This is a genomic window from Hamadaea tsunoensis DSM 44101, assembly GCF_000428945.1.
GTDB classification, from domain to species: Bacteria; Actinomycetota; Actinomycetes; order Mycobacteriales; family Micromonosporaceae; genus Hamadaea; species Hamadaea tsunoensis.
Window position 1 is genome coordinate 147130 of record NZ_AUAX01000014.1, and the last position, 17019, is coordinate 164148.

The 17019-nt window shown below is 67.5% G+C and carries 16 protein-coding genes; 13 read left to right on the forward strand and 3 right to left on the reverse strand.

Annotated elements, in window-relative coordinates; translation table 11 throughout:
- The first annotated feature begins 66 nt into the window (after positions 1-66).
- The 5 genes from fxlM (at position 67) to G401_RS58615 (ending at position 5237) form a co-directional block, all read left to right on the forward strand.
- Positions 67-1308 (forward strand): methyltransferase, FxLD system, encoded by a 1242-nt coding sequence (fxlM, locus tag G401_RS0120090; protein ID WP_027343920.1) that lies wholly within the window; start codon positions 67-69, stop codon positions 1306-1308.
- 104 nt (positions 1309-1412) lie between these two features.
- Positions 1413-1718, forward strand: a complete 306-nt coding sequence (locus G401_RS0120095; protein WP_027343921.1) for a hypothetical protein — start codon at positions 1413-1415, stop codon at positions 1716-1718.
- A 1333-nt stretch (positions 1719-3051) separates the two neighbouring features.
- Positions 3052-3741, forward strand: a complete 690-nt coding sequence (locus tag G401_RS0120105; RefSeq protein WP_157545919.1) for a hypothetical protein — start codon at positions 3052-3054, stop codon at positions 3739-3741.
- Positions 3742-4110: 369 nt separating this feature from the next.
- On the forward strand, positions 4111-4620 hold the full coding sequence (locus G401_RS55965; RefSeq protein WP_169734217.1) for a hypothetical protein: 510 nt from the start codon (positions 4111-4113) through the stop codon (positions 4618-4620).
- Positions 4614-5237, forward strand: a complete 624-nt coding sequence (locus tag G401_RS58615; RefSeq protein WP_034592352.1) for an RES family NAD+ phosphorylase — start codon at positions 4614-4616, stop codon at positions 5235-5237. The genes G401_RS55965 and G401_RS58615 overlap by 7 nt, the downstream gene beginning before the upstream one ends.
- Before the next feature lie 201 nt (positions 5238-5438).
- Here the strand turns inward: G401_RS58615 and G401_RS0120120 are convergent, their stop codons facing one another.
- The gene (locus G401_RS0120120) at positions 5439-6599 is read right to left on the reverse strand and encodes a M23 family metallopeptidase (RefSeq protein WP_157545925.1); all 1161 of its coding nucleotides are present in this window, start codon (positions 6597-6599) and stop codon (positions 5439-5441) included.
- Positions 6596-7087 carry a hypothetical protein gene (locus G401_RS52990; protein ID WP_051366892.1) on the reverse strand — a complete coding sequence of 164 codons (492 nt, stop codon included), beginning with the start codon at positions 7085-7087 and terminating at the stop codon, positions 6596-6598. Before G401_RS52990 ends, G401_RS0120120 begins: the two co-directional genes overlap by 4 nt.
- Positions 7088-7366: 279 nt before the next feature.
- Here G401_RS52990 and G401_RS47025 point away from each other — a divergent pair, with 279 nt between their 5' ends.
- Genes G401_RS47025 through G401_RS54850 form a run of 8 tightly spaced genes read left to right on the forward strand, consistent with a single transcriptional unit; the run spans position 7367 to position 15260 of the window.
- Positions 7367-7765, forward strand: coding sequence for a hypothetical protein (locus G401_RS47025; RefSeq protein ID WP_157545928.1), 399 nt, complete (start codon positions 7367-7369; stop codon positions 7763-7765).
- A 35-nt stretch (positions 7766-7800) separates the two neighbouring features.
- Positions 7801-8076, forward strand: a complete 276-nt coding sequence (locus G401_RS0120135; protein WP_034592427.1) for a hypothetical protein — start codon at positions 7801-7803, stop codon at positions 8074-8076.
- Between the two features lie 8 nt (positions 8077-8084).
- Positions 8085-8828 carry a hypothetical protein gene (locus G401_RS47030; RefSeq protein WP_157545931.1) on the forward strand — a complete coding sequence of 248 codons (744 nt, stop codon included), beginning with the start codon at positions 8085-8087 and terminating at the stop codon, positions 8826-8828.
- Positions 8765-10018 (forward strand): hypothetical protein, encoded by a 1254-nt coding sequence (locus G401_RS47035; protein WP_157545934.1) that lies wholly within the window; start codon positions 8765-8767, stop codon positions 10016-10018. Before G401_RS47030 ends, G401_RS47035 begins: the two co-directional genes overlap by 64 nt.
- Positions 10015-11472, forward strand: a complete 1458-nt coding sequence (locus G401_RS0120150) for an SCO6880 family protein (protein WP_027343926.1) — start codon at positions 10015-10017, stop codon at positions 11470-11472. The genes G401_RS47035 and G401_RS0120150 overlap by 4 nt, the downstream gene beginning before the upstream one ends.
- Positions 11473-11491: 19 nt before the next feature.
- Positions 11492-13015: an ATP/GTP-binding protein gene (locus tag G401_RS0120155; protein WP_245601793.1), complete on the forward strand. Its 1524-nt coding sequence runs from the start codon at positions 11492-11494 to the stop codon at positions 13013-13015.
- Complete coding sequence (locus tag G401_RS47040) at positions 13012-14814, forward strand: type IV secretory system conjugative DNA transfer family protein (RefSeq protein ID WP_064741805.1); 1803 nt, start codon at positions 13012-13014, stop codon at positions 14812-14814. The genes G401_RS0120155 and G401_RS47040 overlap by 4 nt, the downstream gene beginning before the upstream one ends.
- Positions 14811-15260: a DUF4913 domain-containing protein gene (locus G401_RS54850; protein WP_084557397.1), complete on the forward strand. Its 450-nt coding sequence runs from the start codon at positions 14811-14813 to the stop codon at positions 15258-15260. Before G401_RS47040 ends, G401_RS54850 begins: the two co-directional genes overlap by 4 nt.
- Positions 15261-15535: 275 nt before the next feature.
- Here the strand turns inward: G401_RS54850 and G401_RS0120165 are convergent, their stop codons facing one another.
- On the reverse strand, positions 15536-16969 hold the full coding sequence (locus tag G401_RS0120165; protein WP_084557422.1) for an IS1380 family transposase: 1434 nt from the start codon (positions 16967-16969) through the stop codon (positions 15536-15538).
- Between the last annotated feature and the right edge of the window lie 50 nt (positions 16970-17019).

Genomic DNA, 17019 nt, shown 5'->3' on the forward strand with positions numbered 1-17019 from the left:
GCCCGGACCCGGACCGCTCCGGCACCGATCCAATCGCAGCTGTTCCGTCCAGAATGAGGAGCGCTCATGAGCACGGCCGCCGACGTCCCGACCGACCTGGACCCGAAAACCCTTCGCCGGCAGCTGGCCGAGCAACTCCTCGCCGCCGGGCACGTCACCCGCGACACCGTGGCCGCCGCGTTCCGGACCGTACCCCGACACCTGTTCATGCTCGACGGCGTAGACCTGGCGACCGCCTACGACGCCGACCAATCGCCCGTCACCAAACGCAACGAGGCCGGAGCGGCGACCTCGTCAGTGTCCGCGCCGTGGCTGCAAGGCCGCATGATCGAACAAGCGGACATCCGACCAGGGATGCGCGTGCTGGAGATCGGCAGCGGCGGCTACAACGCGGCCCTGATCGCCGAAGTCGTCGGCCCCACCGGGCGGGTCGTGACCGTCGACATCGACCGCGACATCACCGACTGCACCTCCCGCCGCCTGGACGCCACCGGATACGGGCGGATCCGAGTCGTGCAAGCCGACGGCAACCGGCGCATCCCCGGCGAGCACGAGCTGTTCGACGCCATCGTGGTGACCGTCGGAACCCACAGCGTGCCGCCCGCGTGGATGGAGCAGCTCGCCCCGCACGGGATCCTCGTCGTCCCGCTCGATATGGGCGGCACCACCCGCTCGATCGCGTTCCGCCGCGACGGCAACCGCCTGGAGAGCCTGAGCGCGGAGGTGTGCGGGTTCGTGCCCATGCAGGGAGACGGCGAGCACGCCCCGACCATCGTCTCCGTCCCCGGCACGCAGGCAGCAGCGGCAACCCTACGATTCGCCGGCCCGGCACCCGCCGGGCTCAACCTGCCCGACAACCTGCTATCTGGGCCGCCCGTACAGCTGTGGTCCGGCGAGACGATCGGCAACAGCACCGACTGGTCCGACCTCTACTTGTGGTTCTCCTGCTACATGCCCGGCGCCTGCACCGTCACCGTGCCCGACGACAGCCCCCTGCGTACGCCCGGCCAGTTCTTCTTCCCCAAAGGCAACGCCCGCGACGACAGCCTGGCCGTGTTCGTCATCCGCAGACTCGACGACGGCAGCGGCTGCGAATGGGGCGCCACCGGGTACGGGACGCACGGCGTAGTGGCCGCCGAGGAAATGATCAGCCACATTCAACAATGGAACCGCACGGCCGGCCCGACACGCCCGCCTACCTACACCTTCATCGCGAAACCGAACCGACCGCAGCTCCAACCGCACACCACCGCCCTTGCTCAACACCACGGCGCGCTCCTGATCCACTGGCCCACCAGCACGGACTAAGGCTGGTTACAGTCGCGCACTCGGCGTGCTCGGGTCCGCTGACTCGGCTCAGCCGACCTGGAGGCGGCGGGCGCCGTCGAACGCGTGTTCTATAGTCTGACTTCATGGCCTTCGGTAACCAGCTGCGCGAGATCGGCGAGTGTCACGCCCAAAGTCGGGCGATTCTGCGGGTGGAGATTCGCCAGAGCGGCGTCGGCGCGTGGAAAGTCGACGTTGTGGACCAGGAACAGCGCCGCAGCATCGAGAAGACGTACGAGGATGAGGCAGCCGCCCGCCATGCGGCCGAGACAGCGTACGCCTACGGGCGGCAGTTTGGCCGATGGAGAATCCAACGTGCCACTGGCTACGAGCCCGCTGGCACAGCATCCCCCGTGGGCTGGGAACCCGACATCGATTCCTTGATCGGCTGAGGCTCAAGGACAGAGCCGTCACATCGTGCGCCTCAGCGTGTGTGGTGAAGCTGACCGCCGGAGCATTTGGTCCCGTCGTTGGCGCGGGAGCAGCTCGGCAATTTCGCGCAAATTGGACCAGGCGAAAAGGTGCGAGGACCAAGACCGCTCGAACTGATAGCTGAGCACACCACAGGGGCAAATCAGCCGGGCCAGTCCGCGGGGACCTCCTCTTCGATCGAGTAGATCTCTGGCGTCGGGTGCCCAACGCCCATATGCCACCGGTGCCGTTGGGCGGCATACTCCGCGTCCGAGGGTATGCCCCAGCCGCTGCGAGAATGGGCGCCACACGAGCAGCGCCATCCGTAGGACGTCCGAGCCTTGGTGCTAACCCGATCAGGCTCGGTGCCGTTGAGCGCCTGCAGAATCTTCCGGAACATGGCTGGCCTCCTGGTGCCCGCGGAGATTCTACGTCCTGCGGGCTCGGCTCTATCTGATGTGCGCCACGCCATCCATGCTCCGCCCTGGAGGCGACAGCCCGGTGGAGGAGGCGGCGAGTTCCGGCGCCACGCCCGTAGTCATGCAGCGAAACGAATCCGGCTCTCCCGGTGTAGACCTTGGGTCACCTGTACAGCGCCGCTGCGGCGACAGCGATGGCAATCGTCCCACCGGCGGCCGAGCCGCCAACCAGAAGCGCTCGGGGCACCAGTCTGTGGTCGAGCCAGGACAGCAATGCCGCCGCCGAACCTAGGAACGTCGCTCCGAGTAGTACAACAGCGGTCCAGAGGAAGATGAGCGCAGAGGAGGTGGTCATCCGTGCCGCCTTTCATGGTGCCGCCCGGCCCGGCGCCCGGCGATGAACCAAACTCTTGCAACTCACCGACGTCCCGGTCAGGATGGTTGCTGACCGATCAGCCCGCACGGCAAGATCATGCATGTGGCATCTGGCCTCGTGGTTCGCGGACCTCCGTTCGTTGCCCACCTCGCCTCTCCCCCGGAGAACTTCTTGTGCGGGCAGATCGGTCACGAGTTTCTGAGCGGCGGCACGGAGGACGGCGGCATGGGTGCACGCGACACGGAGCGTCATCAACGGCGGGCAGATGCCCTTCGGCGGTACGCCGACAGGTACGCGACCGCCAGCGAGGCACTTCAGCGGGTGTACGACGAGAACGAGCGGTTGCGCACCCAGTACGCGATACGACGCTGCCTAGTCCTCAGCCGACCTGGCGCGATAGGTACGCACGACGAGCGGAGGCCATCGCCAATAGCGGGCCTTCTCACTCAGAAGGGGTGGGCTCTGCAGCTCTACCTGGTCGCGTTGTTTGATGCACAGTCTCGGCGCAGGCGAGGCGCCGTGATCAACAATGTGCGACCACTTCGAAGCGATGCCCGACAGATGGGCTGGGTCGATTTTCTGCCAGCGACGACGACCACCGTGGATCGCGGGTCCGGGATGATGCGTCAGTTGACCCGAGCCCTGACCCTGCTCGCCAAAAATGATCTCGTCCACCTGCGTGGTCGGGCGGGAGTGGCCGGCCGATTCGAGAAATTCCAACTGCTCGATGAGTCGGGGATTGCGCACGGGTGGAGTTTCAATCGCTATGAGATCCCCGCCTCCGACGGGGTTATGGGGCAAGACTTCCGACCCCCAGCCTCAAAGGCCGGCGTCGCCGAAACGTTACAGGTGCCGGCTAGCTTCTTCCTTCAAGGCTGGGTACACGTGCTGTCGGCAGCGGAGATCGCGACATATCTGATGCTCCGCGAGATGGAGACCAGGTACCCCGAGCGGTCGAAGAGTGGGGTGTTCGTCAATGAGCCGACCCGCAAAGCGTGGTACAGCCTCAACCGGGACGTGTACGAAAGCCACCAGCAGTTGGCCCAATACGGTGTGATCGAACGGCTCGAGACCGCAAACCGAGGACTCGACGGCAAGATTCGGCGTCAGCCTACCGGCACCACATTTCTGGAGGCGCTGCGATTCCGAACCCTCCAGGGCGGGTTCGACCGACCGGCGCTGAAAACCGTCACCGCCGCGCTCAGCTGACCCTGACCGGCCAGGTCCGCAACGTCGCTCGCGTCCGAGCGCATTTTATTGAAGTTTCATCCCGACACGATCTTGAGAAACCTAAAGACCGACCGATATCTACAGAGATGTAGGTACTCGGGGAAGATGGCGGCTTTAAATCGTTGACCTGGGAGGTCCATTGCGGCTTCTCACTGAGATGGCGGCCGGATTTCTCACGGAAATGACGTTTCCCTAATCCTGCACGTGCAGGATTGTGAGCCAGATGACCGGTGCGTGCCTCGGTGTCTTGATCTTAAAGATTCTGAATAGGGCATCCCAGCTGACCCCCGGGGGGATGATCAGATCATGGCCGTTGCACATCGGTCTGCCGGTAGTCCAGTGGAGCTCGTGATCGATGCTCTCAGGCATGCGATGCCTACCTATCCAGCCGAAGTCACCGACAGGACGACGGACGTGGTTCCGGATGCCCTTGAGAAACTTGCTGGGGTCAGCGCCGTCGCGAATCCTGACAGTCTCTCGCGAGAAACGCGCGCAGCCAGGGCAGCAAAGATGATGTCAAGTGCCGATTTCTCCATCCAGGTTGCGAGGATGCTTAGGAAACGTGACCAGGCAATAGTTGACATGGTGGAGAGTGGCCGGCTTTATGGATTTGAAGTCGGCCAACTGCTCTTTCTGCCGAGGTGGCAGTTCGAGCACGAGCGACCGCTGCCAGGGTTGCCACTCGTAGTCGGAGCGCTATCGGCGGATCTTCACCCCCTTGAAGTGGAGGGGTTCATGAAGACTCGTCAGGATGCTCTGCGGCTGGGAGGTAAGCGAATTTCCCCCCGTAGGTGGCTGGCATTAGGCAAGGACCCGGCGATCGTGGCCGCCTTGGCTCGCGAGGTCGACGAATGGTGAAGCTCGGACTCCCTCCGCCGCCAGGACAACTGACTCGCGATCCTGGTCACCTGCTGACGCTAGTGGAGACGTCGCCGCTCTGGCGCATCCATAGAACCCAGGGTAAGCATCCGGTCAGTTGGAATGATCTTAGATACTATGGGCCGGTCCGAGGCGTCCGGTTCGATCCCCACGTTCCCCCTCCACGAGAACAGGATCGTGGTGTCGCCTACGCGGCAGGCGACATCGTGACGCCGATCGCAGAAGTCTTTCAAAACACCAGGAAGATCAACCCGGCGCGTGACCACCCGTTTCTCACAATGTGGCATTCAACCCGACGACTGATACTCCTCGATCTAACTGGTAAGTGGCCTATCGCCAATGGAAGCTCAGCCGTGATCACCAGTGGTCGTAAAGACTTCTGCCAGAAGTGGGCTGCTGCAATACATACGGCATGGCCTGACCTCGACGGTCTCTACACGCAGTCCGCAATGACGAACGAGACGTGCTTGGTCCTGTTCACCCACGCCGCTGATAGCTTCCCAGACGAGCCCACCTACTCGCTGCCATTGACTCACCAAGCGATACTGCACCTCGTGGCCAGTGCCGCGCAGCAAATCGGGTACGAACTCCTATAGCCAAGAGGTACACGGCCTGCGTCAGCGATGGCCATCAGTTTGGGAAGCGGTAAGTAGTTGAGGTTCGGGATCCGCCGCGCGAACCATCGATCGCCGCCACTTCAATCAGAATCGACAGGATTCTTCTCATGAAATGGCGCAAGCGCCAACCCGGGCGCCATGTCCGCGAGAAGGCGCCATCTCCGATGAGAACCTACAGATCTAACGACCCAAGGGCGCGCCTACCGCCGCCATCCATGGCGCTGGGTCAGTCGAGTTGACATTGTCGGCGGGCTCACCGTTGGTCAGGTGGACCTCGAAATGGAGGTGGGGTCCGCTGGAATGGCCCGAGCTGCCGACGAAACCGAGGACTGTGCCCGCGGCGACGGTTTGCCCAACGGTTACGGAAGGCCGTCTTCCCATATGGCAGTACCGAGTGATGACGTCGGTGATCATGTGGCCCTGGTACCACAAGTGCAGGGTGTGGCGGACTTCGACGTACCAGCCGCATCCGCTGACGTTGGTGCCGCCGTCGCGGTCGCAGGTTCCAATGCCGGAGTCGCATCGGACTTTGATGACGGTTCCGGCGGCGGCGACGTGGATGGGGGTGTTGCGGGCGGCGCCGAGGTCGTCTCCGGCATGGAGTCGGCCCGCGCGTTGTCCGTACGGGCTGACGATCGCGGCGTGGACCGGCTGTGTCCATCCCTGGGGTCCGACAGCGACTGCCGGTATGGTGTCGGTGCCGCAGGGGGCGGGCGGGGCGCCGCCGGCGATCTGCTCGACGCTGGTGACGCCAGCGAGGGCAGCGACGAGCGCTTCCGCCGGTTGCTCCCATTTCTGGTACGCCTGCGGGTATGCCGAGTGTTGTACGGCCTGGGCGGCGTCGGTGAGTCGCATCTGTTGCCAGCCTTGGATTTTGGCGAGGGCGTTGTAGAACTTCTCGGTGGCGATGTCGGGGTTCATGAGCTCCGCGACAGTGCCCCAGGATCCCTTTCCAGCGGGCGGATTAGGGCGTTGCTGGAACAGTCCGAGGGAGTCATGGTCGTGCCCCGCGCCATCGTGCGGGTACGCCATGGACGCAGGTACGCCGGTGTTGGCGAGGTTGCGCAAGCTGCTTTCTTGCATGGCGGTCGCGATCGCGATGACCCAGCCGCGCGGCGGAACGTGTGTGCGCTGCCCGGCGCCGATAATGGTGGCGGCTCGCTGCTGCTGGAGAGGACTCCATCGTTTGTCCGGTGCGCCGGGCGCAGCAGGTTGTGGAGCTGAGCCGCAGGCGGCCAGTGCGGGCGAGCCGAGCATCGGCAGTACAAAGCCGATCGAGCACAGCAGGAGAAGGATCGCTCCGGCCGTGACGGTCATGATGAGTCCGACATGACGGTTCATGCGGCGCTCGGGGCGAAGTCGACGTCGGACACGAGCCATCGTCCGCCGATGGCGGCGACGGTGAGGCTGAGGGTGCCGGTGTCGGTGGGGACCTCGAAGTGCAGGCCGGTCTCCGGTGTGCCGCTTGACTGCTGGGGCGAGCCGATCACGCGAGACGCCGGGACGCCTTCAGGGTCGGTACCGCGCAGGCTCGCGGCCAGTCCGTCTTCGCACCACGGCTGAACTCCGGTCCACCAGGTCGTCGGATCGGTGGTCGGTCGGACCCACGCATCGGCGAACCCTGCCGCGACGATGTCGGCATCCGCAACTGGCGGGGCATTGGCCAGGCCTTCGTCGTCGATGCCGACGTCGGGGGCTGCGGATGTAGCGGCAGTGCGGTTGGCCGAAGAGTCGGGCTGCGGAGTCGGAGCTGGCTGGTCTGGCGTGGAGCACGCGGCGGTGAGAAGCAAGACGCTCAGCAGAATGTGCGCACTGGTGAGGGCCTTCATCGCTCCTCCAAGTTCGGCTGTGGGAGACCTTGAAGGCCGCCGATCTTATTGTCTGTACGTAAAGATAGTGTACGTACATACGTTAAAGTTGCTAGGGTCGTGGGTGGCCAACCGGGTGTCGTGGGGTTCTTCGGGGGGATCATGCAGAGATCAACTACTCTGCGGCGTACGCGCCGCCTGACATCCAGCACGCTCGGGATCGCGACGTCGCCTGCGGCATCACCGATCGGTGGCCCGCTGCGATCGCTTCGGTGGCTTGGCGTACACGGCGGGGCCGGCGTGTCCGCGCTGGTGAGCCTGACCGGCATTGGCCACGACGCAGGAGCTGTGTGGCCGGCCGATGACGGCTCGCAGCATGTGCCGGTGGTCGTGGTGTGTCGGGCGACCGGGACCGGATCAGCGGCGTGTGCCACCGCGATCGAGCAGTGGCGGACGGCACCGGCGCTGCGGCACGTGGACCTGGTGGGCCTGGTCGTGGTCGCGGCAAGCCCCAAGCCCGTTCCCGACCCAGTGACGGCTCGGCTGCTGCTGATGTCGGGTTGGGTGCCCAATCACTGGTGGATCGGTTGGCAGGACGCCTACGTGGCGGCTGACGACGTGCGTACCGCCGGGCCGAGCCCCGACGTGATCGCACTACGAGACAGCCTTAGCGGACTTTTGAACGGGGCGGCGTCATGACCGTCGGCGGGGGCATACTGCACATGCTGTCCACAATGGTTGGTGATCCGACGCCCGGCCCGGGAACGGTCCCCGACCCCGGTGGCGGACAGATGCCACCCGGAGTCATCGGTGAGCGGGTCCTGCTGATCCTGAAGTGGGTCGCGGCGGGTGCGACGGCCTGCTGCGTCGGCGGGGTGCTGTACATCGCCGGGAAGATGGCCATCGCGCATCGGCGGGGCGACGAGATCGAGCTTGCGTCGCTGGGCCGGGTGCTGTTCGCATGTCTGCTCATCAGCTCGGCGACAGCGATCGTCACAGCTCTGATCTAGGAGGCACGATGTCCGCATCGGACAGCACGACCCGGCGTTCGCGTGTGCGGCTGTTGGTAGTAGCCACCGCGGTGGTGGCGGTCTTCGCCGCCGTCGCCATTCTCCTCGTCGTCCGGTCCGGCGATACGCCGTCCGCGAGCGCCCCGTCCCCGGCAACGTCGTCCACCGTCGTATCGGCGCAGGATGAGTCAGCGCAGCCGGCGCCGTCGAGCGAACCGGTCGTGGCTTTGCCGACGAGCGCTCCCAACGGCCTGACCTGGCGCCTGATCGGTCAGGTCGCAGTGCCGGTCTCCTCCTCCGACGGGCCGCAGCGAGTCACCGAAACCTCGGCGAGCGGGTACGCGCGTACGCCGGTGGGTGCACTGGTCGCGGCCGTGCAGATCAGCACCCGGGCTGGGTTTTCGGCCGGACGGCCGTCGTGGGAGGCCGCGCTGCGCGATCAATTCGTCGCCTCCGCCGACCGAGACTTGCTGCTCGGTATTCTGCGCGACGCAGCGGCAGCCGGTCAGCAGCCTGCCGCCGCCGGGGAGCTGAGCCAGGTCGCCGGATTCCGCTACCTTTCCTACACGCCTGACACGGCGGTCATCGCAGTGGTTCGCCGTACTCCGCAGGGCAGCTACGCCCAGACGACCCTCACCGCCGTGTGGCAGTCGGGCGACTGGCGGCTGATGGCCCCCGCCGGTGGCCAGTGGCCGTCGGCGACCAGCGTCCTGAGCAACCTGGCCGGCGTGATCCCGTGGGGGGCGGGCTGATGGGCTGCAACCCGCTGACCGACCCATCGTGCATCACAGACCTGCCCGGCCAGGTTCTCGGCAGTGCCGCCGATCAAGCCCTCGCGACGGTCGCCGACCAGATCGGTACGTTCGTCGCGAGCCTGGTGAAGATCGTCGTGGCCGGATGGCTTCACATTCCCTCGCCGACCGTAGCCACCGACCTAGACGCGGCCCTGTCGGGCGACTACAGCGGCGCGGTCGCGCACTTGCGTGCCTCGACGTGGTGGCTGACGGCCGCGCTCGCGGTCGGGTCGCTGCTGGTCGCCGCCGGGCGGATTGCGGTCAACCGCAACGGCCGGGAGGCCGCCGACGTCGGCCGGGGACTTATCCACCTCGTCGTGGTGGCGTTCATGGGCGTACCACTCGTACTGCTGCTGACGCAGATCGGCGACATCTACAGCAGTTGGATCATCGACCAGTCGACGCAGGGCGGCTTCGAGGAGCGCATCGGCGCCCTCACCATGATCGGCGGGCCGGGCGCCGTGGCGTCTCCGAGCTTGAGTTCGGTCGGAGTGATCGTCGTCGGCGGCATCACCGCGGTCACGATGATCATGCAGATCCTGCTCGCGTTCGGCCGATCGGTGGGCCTGGTACTGCTGACCGGTGCGCTGCCCGCAACCGCCGCTGGCGGGATGACCGAACGCGGCGCGCAGGCCCGCGACAAGGCCACCACTTGGCTCGTCGCGTTTATCTTGTACAAACCGGCTGCGGCGACGATCTACGCGACGGGCTTCTGGCTGATCGGCGATGGCCGCACCTTGAACGACATGTTCGCCGGCCTGATGACCTTCATCATCGCCCTGGTCGCCCTGCCGGCGTTGATGCGCCTGCTGACCCCGGCCGTCGAGCGGCTGTCCCAAGGCGCCGGCTCGGGTGCGATGCAGGGCTTGGCCGTCGGCACGTCGATGGCGACCGGCGCGGTCGCGGTCGGCGGAGCCTTGGGCCGCATGCGCGGAGGGTCCGACGGTGGAGGGAGCGGTGGGGGCGCGCCGGGCCCGACCCCGGCCAGCGGCGCCACGGCGGCGACCGCCGCGGCGGCGGGCGGCCCGGTCGCGGGTATCGCCGCAGTCGGTGCCGAGAAGGCGAAGCAGACGGTGGACAAGCCCCGCGAGGCCGTCGAGAGCGCTGCCGCGGTCGGAGCGACGGGAGCCACCGGGGGACGCTCGTGAGCGCCACCAGCCCGACGCAACCCCAGCCCCGCACGTACGGCAACTGGCGTCGCGGTCTGCGGCCGGGATTGTTCGGCTTCGGCCCGGCCGCGACGGCGATCGCGTTCGCGGTCATGGTCTGCGGGGCCGGGTCTCTGATCCTCTCGAAATGGGTGGCCCTGGCCATCGTCGTAGTCGGTGGATTGACACTGACGCCGCTCGCGGTGCGCTTTCATGGCCGCACTGGGGCGCAGCTGTTGGCGGCCCGGCTGTTGTGGCTCGCAGGCCGGCGCCGACGTAGCCACCTGTACGTCACCGGGCTCGCCTCGCCGGTCAGCCAGGCCCACCGGCTGCCCGGCATCCTGGCCCGATCGGTGCTGTGGGAGGTCGAGACAGGTCTGCGTACGCCGCTCGGCGTGGTCGTGATCCCGCAGAGCCGTCACTACAGTGTGGCCCTGCGCTGCCAGACCGACGGCCTGGACCTCGTCGACCAGCCCGTCGTCGACCAGCGCGTGGCCCGCATGGCGCAGTTCCTGTCCGCGCTGGCCCGCGAACCGATGCTCGTCCAGGCGCAGGTCACCGTCGAGACCACCCCGGACCCAGGGGTTGCCTTGGCCGGCGAAGTCGCCCGCACCACCGTCGAGCACGCGCCGGCCGCCGCCCGGCAGGTTCTCGCCGACATCGTCGCCTCCTATCCGGTCGGGGCGGCGCACGTCGACACCTGGGTCGTCCTCACGTTCAAGCCGCCTGCCCGCGGAACCTGGACCGACGACGCCGTCTGCACCGAGATCGCCACCCGACTGCCGAGCCTCGTGCAGTCCCTCCTCGGCGCCGGGGCGTCGGCGGTCAACCCGATGAGCGGCGACGACCTCGCGCTCACGGTCGCCGCCGCCTACGACCCGGCTACCGCCTCCCACGCCGCTGCACCCGGCGCGCCAACTTGGGACAACGCCGGCCCGGTCGCCGCCCACGAGACGTGGGACGCCTACCGGCACGACTCGGGCACCTCGCGTACCTGGGGCATGGCCGAAGCGCCGCGCGGAACCGTCTACGCCAACGCGTTCGCCCGACTGGCCGACCCGGACCCGACCCTGCTGCGCAAACGCGTGTCGATCATCTACCGGCCGTACTCGCCCGGCGCCGCCGCCGCACTCGTCGAACGCGACCGCCGCGACGCGATGTTCACCGCCGCGAAGAAGCGCCAAGCGACCGCCCGCGACAACATCGACGTCCAAGCCGCCGAGCAAGCCGCCCGCGAAGAAGCGACCGGGGCCGGAATCACCCGCTTCACCGTGCTGGTGACCGCGACCGTCCGCAACCCGGCCGACCTCGACGACGCCGAGTCGATGACCTTCGCCCGCGCCGGCGAAGCGAGGGTCACGCTGCGGACTATGTACGGCTCGCAGGCCGCCGCGTTTGCCGCCAACCTGCCCACCGGCGTCGTCCTGCCCCACCACGCCAGCCTGCGGATCTGACCCCTGCCGAGGAGGAACCATGCGCGCAAAGACGACGGCGTACCCGTCGGCCGCCGAGCAGACCAACGAGGCCGACACCATGCCGCGCGGGCAACGACCGGCAGGCCCGCGAGGCTTCGCCGGCCCGACCGGCGGTCGCATGTCCTATGTGGAAGAACCGATCGAGTATCGTGGGACGACGGTGCAGGTGTGCGGGCTGTGGCCATTCGGGGTCGGCAGCTCGACGCCGATGGTCGGCGTACCGATGGGACGCCACCTGTACACCGGCAATACAGTCTGCTTCGACCCGATCTCCTGGTTCACCCGAACGAACCTGATCAACAGCCCGTCGGTGTACATCCTCGGCGAGCCGGCCATGGGCAAGAGTTCCGCCGTACGTCGGATGGTCCTCGGCTTGACCGCCCAAGGCGTCACCCCGCTGATCCTCGGCGACCTCAAACCCGACTACGCCGACCTCGTCCGCGCCCTGGGCGGACAGGTGCTGCGGATCGGATCGGGCCTGGACCGGATCAACCCCCTCGACGCTGGCCCGTGGCGCAACGTGCTGTCGCGCGTCGACGCCAAGACCGGCGCCCAAGTCCGCGCCGGGGTCGTGGCCCGGCGTACCAACCTGGTCGGCGCGCTCATGCACTTGGTCCGCCGCGGCCCCGTCACCTCCGACGAGACCACCGTCCTGACCGCCGCGATCCGGCTGCTGTCCGAACGCGAAGACGAGACTCAGCCAGTGCTGTCGGACATCCTGCGAATCATCCAACAGGCTCCGGCCGCGGTGCGAGCCGTGACGCTGTTCACCGCCGACACCGACGCAGACGCTAACCGGTTCCGCGACGACACCGCACCGTTGCAACGCACCCTGCTCGCGCTGCTGCACGGCCCGATGAGCGACACCTTCGAAGGCCAGACCACCACACCCATCGACCTGGACACCCCGGCGGTGTGCATCGACATCTCCGGCATCGACGAAAACGATGAGCTGCGCACGGCGGCCAGCCTGCTGTCCACCTGGTCCTACGGCTTTGCCCAGGTCGACGCCGCACACCTGCTCGCCGACCTCGGGCTCGCGCCAGCGCGCACCTTCATGGCCGTCATGGATGAGATGTGGCGGGCTCTGCGTGTCGGGCATGGTCTGGTCGACCGGGCCGACGGTCTGACCCGCCTTAACCGCCAGCGCGGTACGGGCGTCGCGATGATCACCCACAGCCTCGACGACGCCGCCGCCCTGCCCACGCCCGAGGACCGGGCCAAGGCCCGCGGCTTCGCCGACCGGTCCGCCGTGCTGATGATCGGCCCCTGCTCGGAAGCCGAACTCGACGCCGTACACCGCGTACGCAACCTGTCCGACGCCGAACGCCGCGAAGTCCTCAGCTGGACCGCCCCGCCGTCATTCGCCGCCAACGACGCCCCACCGGCCGGCCAAGGCAACTTCCTGATCAAGGTCGGCAGCCGGCCAGGCATCCCGGTCCACCTCGAACCAACCAGCGCCGAACTCCGCTGGGGAAACACCAACGCCCGCTGGAACCTCCATAAAGGAATGCCGCGATGAGTGGGCGCCGCCCGCGAGGCACCAGCGGCGACGAACCGAGCATCGTCCTCGGCATCCTCGCCGCTGCCATCCTCGCCCCAGCGTTTCTCGTGTGGGTGCCGCTGGCGCTCGCCCAGCCACCCGACTATCCCGGCGGCGGACCGGTCAGCGTCTTGCTCGCTCTGGTGCGGGGCCGCATCACCTGGACCGCCGGCGCCACGGCGTACGCGGCCGGCGAGGCGGCGGTCCTAGGCGTACTCGCCGGCCTCGGGTGGCTACTGCGCCGGCGTGGACGCGAGGTACGCAGCCGCGTCGACTGGGCCGCCCGGCGCATGGCCAAACCGCGAGACCTCGCCAAACTCTCCCCGGCACATGTCGCCAAGTCCGCCCAGCGGCTACGCCCCCGCATGCCCGCCACCAGCGACCCGGACGAGCACGGCGTACCGATCGGCACGACCGTCTACGGCGCGATCGCGCTGCGGCAGACGTGGGAAGACATGGCCATCGACATCTGGGGACCTCGCACCGGAAAGACCACCTCCCGAGCCATCCCGGCGATCGTCGCCGCCCCCGGGCCAGTGGTGATCACCAGCGTCAAGGGCGACATCGTCGACACCACCCATGACGTACGCGCCCGACGCGGCCGATGCTGGGTCTTCGACCCCATGTACCTGATGAAGCGCGAGGTCAACGAGCCTGGTTCGCCCACGTTCTACTGGAATCCGCTGCGCGGCATCACGACCATCACCGCAGCGAGGCTGCTGGCCGAACACTTCTCGTTCTCCGAACAGTCCAACGGGACCATGTCGCCGCGCGATCCGTTCTTTGACACCAAGGCCCAGGACTTCATCGCTGCCCTCATCCTCGCCGCCGCCATCACCGCCCGGACGCTGATCGACGTCTACCTGTGGACCACGAACCAGCGTGAGACCGAGCCCGGCGATATCCTCAAAGCCCACGGCTACGCTTTGCCCGCCGAGTCGATGTACGGGGTTCTGGCCATGCCCGACCGCACCCGGGGGTCGGTGTACGCCATCGCCGAAGCATCCCTGAGCGTCCTGACCGAACCGTCGGTCACCGACTGGATCACCCCTGGTCACGGCAACATGGACGAGTTCCTCGTCGACGCGTTCGTTGTCTCCACCGACTCGCTCTACCTGCTCTCCCGCGGCGGGCCCGGCTCCCCGGCCCCGTTGATCGCCGCGTTCGTCGACGCGGTCCAGCGCGCCGGCGAAGCAGCCGCGCGCCGGTCACCGGGCCGCCGCCTCGACCCGCCGATGCTCACCGTGGCCGACGAAGCGGCCAACATCGTGCGGATCAAACGGCTGCCGGACCTGTTCAGCTTCTACGGATCGCTCGGGCTGCCGGCCATCGTGATCCTTCAGTCGTACGCGCAAGGCGAGATGGTCTGGGGCGCTGGTGACATGAAGAAGATGTGGGACGCGGCCAACGTGCGCACCTATGGCGGCGGCGTGGTCGACATCAAGTTCCTGGAAGACCTGTCGCGGCTGATCGGGCACGATTGGCAGATGGTCAAGAGCGTCAGTACGCAGAGCCGCAGCTGGGACCGGACCGTCAACCGGCAACCGCAGCGACTTCCGCTGCTGGAAGTCGATGACCTGATGGCGCTGCCGGTCGGACGCATGATCCTCATCCCGTCCGGCGCCCCGGCCGTGCTAGTCCGCACGCAGCCATGGCAAGCCGGCCCGTACGCCGACCAGGTGCGCGAGTCGCTGGCCCACTGGGATCCCGACCCCGGCGAGCACAGCTACGACCCGGCTTTGCTGCCCGAGGACACCCTGCTGGAGACAAGGCCATGACCGACCGCGATGCCCTCGATGCCTTGCTCGACGAGCTGTCTCAGCAGGGCCAACAGGCACCGTCCGATCCGCGGGAGATCCCCGCGGACGGCACCATCGAACCAGCCTATGCCAACCTCGCCAGCTGGGCCGCCGACTGGCTACTACCCACCGTCGAGCGACGGGTAGCTGAAGGATCACGGGGCGGGATCTATTGGTGCGCACAATGGTGGGCACATCCTGAAGGGCTGCAACGCATCTACGCCCTGTGGCGCGAATGGGAACGAGCCCGGATCGAGGAGAACATGAGCGGCTGGTGGCGCGACCACCTCGACCCGCACTTGCGATCCCTGACCGGCGAACACGGCCCGTTCGTACAGTGCTCACCTGCCCGCCATTACCCACCCGCTCACCTGCCGGCGGTCGCACTGCCAGATGACATCCTCGGCCAGCTACCTGAAGGGTGAGGTCCGTATGCGGGATTGCAGGGCCTCGGGGCGCGTCATCCAGCAACCAGAATGCTGCGGACACGGGGTTCTCGTGATCTGTAAGGCGGCCTTGTCATGCTGACGGCGTCGACTAACCTCCCTCGTTCGCTTAGCCGGTGATCTTGGCTCGGCGAGGTGTCAGCATCGAGGCGTGTCGCTGTTATGTGGTTGCGGGCATGGCGAGGGCCGGCGTCGGGCCGGGGCCGTGGTCTCCGAAGGTTCCTGCGTGGGTGGTCAGCGACGATTGCTGCTGGTCAGGTGGCTGGTTGTGGGAGGGCGGCCAGGCGGGCGAAGGCGGCGGCGAGGTCGGCGGCCCAGGGCCAGGTGGCGGGGAGGCGTAGCCGGATCTTTCGGGCGGTGCGGGTGATCCGGGCGGGTACGTGCAGCAGCCGGTAGCGCAGCTTCTTCGGCTCAGCGCGGGTCAGATAGCCGTCGCAGAGCAGGTGGCGGGTCCAGGCGAGCAGGTCGATGCCGCACAACGCGAGTTCCAGCCACGCGGCGTTGATCGCGAACTCGCGCGACGGGAACCGGCCGAAGCCTGAGTCCTTGCCGGGGCGGATGCGGTCTTCGACCCTGGCGTGTGCGCGGTGGCAGACCTCGAGGAACTGCATGCTGCCGTGCCCGATCGGGGTGTCGGTCGCGGTCGCTTGATGCCGCCAGCCGGCGTCGAGGTCGAACAGGGTCAGCTGCGCGCCGGGGTGCGGTCGTTCGCGGCGGACGATGAACCGTGTGCCCCGCGGGTAGTTATCGCGGTAGCCGGTCGGCAGCAAGGTGGTGATCTCGCAGACCTGCGCGCTGTCGCGCAGTTCGCCGTCGGCGCCCAGCGCGTCGACCCAGCCGCGCTCGTCGCAGGCGATGATGGCGTCGCGGACCGGTTCGGTGACCGCGACCCCGACCGAGAACCGGGCGTTGACGCCCTGTCCGCGCAAGGATCGGATATACGCGAGGAAGCCGTGGCTGGCCCCCGCCGAGTCGCTGCGGATGAGGATGTCGGTGCCGTGCCGCAGCGGGTCGGGCAGCTGGGCCAGGGCCATGTCGAGCACCGCGATGTGGTCGGCGGTGGTGTTCGACCCCGCGCGGCCCTCGCGCAGCAGCCCGGCCAGGGCCTCGCCGGTGGCGTCCAGGAAGCACAGCAGCGGGTGGTAGCCGAAGGTCGTCTTCCAGGTCGGGCTGGCGCCTTGCTTGTCGGAGTGGCAGATCACGATCGTCGCGTCGATGTCCAGCACGATGCCGGGGATCGGCCGCCCGGCCGCGGTGGAGGCCGGCATTCCGCCGCGGGTCTGGAACGCCTGTGCCCAGGCCAGTTCCCGCGCGGCTGCCCGGGCTTGGCGCAACCGGCCCAGCGCCGCGCTGTCCATAGCGGACAGCAGCCGCCACGCGGTCGGATCGGAGGCGACCGCGCCGAACAACTCCGGCTGATCGCGTAGCACGGCCAGGTCGGTGATCGTTTCGCCGCCGTCGGCGAGCATCACCGCCAGATCGACCGCGATCCGGCCCGGATCATGGCCGCGCTCGCGCTTCCGCAACGGTTTCAGCGCATCGCCGAACCCGCCGGACAGACCGGTGGCGTCGGCCAGGTCGGCCAGCAGCCGCGCGCCGGCGTGGCCGACCACGCCCCGCCCGTCAGCCGTGACAGCGATCTTCGGACGCGTTGAGGTAGTCTTCACCCTGCGAGTGCTTTCTGAGATGGATGGTTTGGGCCTTAGACAAGCCAAATCTTTCCAGATCAGAAGGCACT